Here is a 3,254-nt window from a genome sequence, read left to right as displayed (position 1 = left end):
CTTTTCGTCGAGACACCAAGCGTCGTTTTCACCTCTCCAGCCAGTCATCGATGCTCGTTCTGCCTTTGCCCACCGCCGCGACGCTGCTGCTGTTCATGACGGCCGGGCTGGCGCTGAACGTGGCGCCAGGGCCGGACATGCTGTACGTGATCGCCCGCAGCACCGCGGAGGGGCGGCGCGCCGGCATCGTGTCGTCGCTGGGGATCGCGGTGGGGGCGCTGGTGCACATGACGCTCGTGGCCGCGGGCGTGTCCAGCCTGCTGCTCGCCGTCCCGCTCGCGTACGACGTTGTGCGGTACGCGGGCGCGGCGTACCTCGTGTACCTGGGCGTGCGCGTGCTGCTCTCCCGTGCGGACGCGGAGGGCGGCGCGCGCGTGAAGCCGGCGCCGCTGGGCGTCATCTTCCGTCAGGGCGTCGTCACCAACGTGCTGAACCCGAAGGTCGCGCTCTTCTTCCTGGCGTTCCTCCCGCAGTTCGTCGACCCGTCGCGCGGAAGCGTCCCGGCGCAGCTCGTCTTCCTCGGCCTGTTGTTCAACCTGTCGGGGACGACGGTGAACATCATCGTCGCGCTGCTGGCGAGCGGGGCGGGGGAGTGGTCGCGGGGTCGTATCGGAGGCGCGGCGTGGCTGCGGCGGCTGCCGGGCGTGGTCTTCATCGCCCTCGGCATCCGCCTCGCCGTCATGCGCCGCGCCTGATTTGCGGGAAGCACGGTGGAGCGACGAGGGATCGATGAGGGATGACGTCCGCGAAGTGATCGGAAGCCGTCTCGGTTGATGTCGGGTGACGAAGATGGCGAATGGGGGACGGGATGACGTAGTTTCGGTTGATGGCGTGCGGCCGGTCCTTGGCGACTGGCCGCACGTTTCTTGATGAGAGCCGCGGCGATGCCGGGGATGCGATTGCGGATGCGCGGGCGGGCGGTCACGTTGAAGGCACCCCTCCGCGTGCCGAGAGTTGCGGATGCGATAAATCGCACCCCTACATGTAGATAGGTCGTTGCGGGTCTCGGGTTGTGCAATGTCCGAAGCATGGATCGGGTAGATCACCGAGGTGGCGTCGGCAGAGCGCGTGCGGAGAGTTTCCGCCCGCGCCGCCGCCCGGCCGCGCAACGAAATACCAACCCTCTCCCGCTTGCGGGGGAGGGTGCGAGCCTAAGCGAGCGGGAGGGGGCATCCCTTTGAAGTCCAGCCGTTTCATCATCGCCGTCGCCGCGGTGGCCTTGATCGCGGCGTGCTCCAGCGGGCCGCCGCCGAAGAAGAAGGGGCCGCCGGTCATCATCGTCCGCGCGGACCAGGCCGCGGTCATCGACAGCGCACATGCACGCGGCGTGTTCGACCAGTGCTCGCGCGGGGTGCCGTTCGGCATCACCGGGTACTGGACGCCATCCAAGGACGACATCCGCAAGCTTGAGGCGGCGCTGCCCGCGTATCTCCACGGCATCAAGCTGCCGGAGAGCGACGCGCCGGCGGGGGCGTCGTGGCGGCAGTACGCGGGGTTCATCCGCAACGGGCGCAGGCTAATCTACATCAACGCTTTCCCCGGCCCGCCGCTGTACCCCGGCGACTACTGGCACCGCGAGGCCGAGGCGGTGTGCGACGGCGGCGCGCCGTACTGGGGGTTGGTCTACGACCCGCAGTCCAACGCCTTCGGGGAGATGCAGTTCAACACCGATGCGGCCACCCGGACGCACCGGCACTGACCGACGTGCCCGTCCCCCCTTGGGCAGACGGGCACGAGTTGCGTAGATTGTCGGGAACCGTAGCTTCGTGACGCTTTCGACTGCCGTGAGGAGCCCGATGATCCGAGACACCGACGAGCTGGGGACCGTGGCCACCGCCGAAGACGCCGGCACGCCGCGGCGCGTGTCGCGCCTGGCCGAGGGCCTGGTGGGCTCCGAGATCCTCAAGATCGCCGCCGACGTGCGGGCGCTGGCCGCAGAGGGACGCGAGATCGCGAACCTGACGGTGGGCGACTTCAGCCCGGCCGAGTTCCGCATCCCCACCGTTCTGGAGCGCTGGATCACCGAGGCGCTGGAAGCGGGCGAGACCAACTATCCCCCGTCCGACGGGATGCCCGCGCTGCGGCAGGCGGTGCTGGACTTCTACCGCGAGCACCTGGGGCTGGACTACGAGCTGGGCGCGGTGCTGGTCACCGGCGGGTCGCGGCCGGGCATCTACTCCACCTACCGGGCGCTGGTGGATCAGGGCGAGCGGGTCATCTACCCCGTGCCGTCTTGGAACAACAACCACTACTGCCACTTGGTGGGCGCGGTGGGCGTGCCGGTCGTCTGCGGGCCGGAAGACGCCTTCCTGCCCACGCGCGAGATGCTGGAGGACAAGGTGCGCGGCGCGCGGATGCTGGCGCTCAACTCGCCCCTCAACCCCGCGGGCACCGCGTTCACGGCCGAGCAGCTGGGCGGCATCTGCGACCTGGTGCTGGAGGAGAACGCGCGCCGCGGGCCGGGCGAGTGCCCGCTGTACCTGCTGTACGACCAGGTGTACTGGATGCTCACCTTCGGCGACACGCGGCACGTGAACCCCGTGTCGCTGCGCCCGGAGATGAAGGAGTACACCGTCTTTATCGACGGCATCAGCAAGGCGTTCGCGGCCACGGGCGTGCGCGTGGGCTGGACGGTGGGGCCGGTGGACGTGACGCAGCGCATGGCGAGCATCGTGGGCCACATGGGCGCCTGGGCCCCGCGCGCGGAGCAGGCCGCCACCGCCCGCCTGCTCGGCGCGGCGGACGAGATCGACCAATACCACGCGGAGATGAAGGCCGCCGTGCAGGCCCGCCTCGACGCGCTTTACGACGGGCTCATGGAGATGCGCGACGCCGGCCTGCCGGTGGATGCCATCTCGCCCATGGGCGCCATCTACCTGAGCGTGCGCTTCGACGTGAACGGCAAGCGCACGGCGGACGGCCGCGACCTGCGGACCAACGAGGACATCCGCACCTACCTGCTCGATTCCGCCGGCGTGGCGGTGGTCGCCTTCCAGGCGTTCGGGTCCACAGAAGACACGGGCTGGTTCCGCTTCTCCGTGGGCGCCGTCTCCGTCGAAACCATCCGCGCCATGCTCCCCCGCCTCCGCGCCGCCCTCGAGGCCATCCGCGACTAGCGCGGACAGCTTCTCGGTGACGATTCGGCCCTCCTGCAACGTGCTCGCGGGAGGGTGGACGGCGTTTTCGGAAGATGTGTCGCGGCGGAGAGGTGCCCCCTCCCCCGGCCCCTCCCCCGCAAGCGGGAGAGGGGAGAA

General features: G+C 69.7%; 3 protein-coding genes. All 3 read left to right on the top strand.

Features of this window, described 5'->3' with window-relative positions:
- Nucleotides 1-695 (top strand): LysE family translocator (locus VFE05_12285; GenBank protein HET6230842.1); only part of this gene is annotated, 695 nt, incomplete at its 5' end.
- 482 nt (nt 696-1,177) lie between these two features.
- The gene (locus tag VFE05_12280; protein HET6230841.1) at nt 1,178-1,699 is read left to right on the top strand and encodes a hypothetical protein; all 522 of its coding nucleotides are present in this window, start codon (nt 1,178-1,180) and stop codon (nt 1,697-1,699) included.
- Between the two features lie 97 nt (nt 1,700-1,796).
- A complete protein-coding gene (locus VFE05_12275) occupies nt 1,797-3,116 on the top strand; it encodes an aminotransferase class I/II-fold pyridoxal phosphate-dependent enzyme (GenBank protein ID HET6230840.1) in 1,320 nt (439 codons plus the stop codon).
- Nucleotides 3,117-3,254: the final 138 nt, after the last annotated feature.

This window comes from Longimicrobiaceae bacterium, from assembly GCA_035696245.1.
Classification (GTDB): domain Bacteria; phylum Gemmatimonadota; class Gemmatimonadetes; order Longimicrobiales; family Longimicrobiaceae; genus DASRQW01.
Note: the sequence above shows the minus strand (reverse complement) of the source record. Positions and strands in the feature narration are given on the sequence as shown.

What these genes read in the sequence shown, in the direction of transcription:
- VFE05_12275 (HET6230840.1), top strand. Translation starts at nt 1,797, where the DNA reads ATGATCCGAGACACCGACGAGCTGGGGACCGTGGCCACCGCCGAAGAC.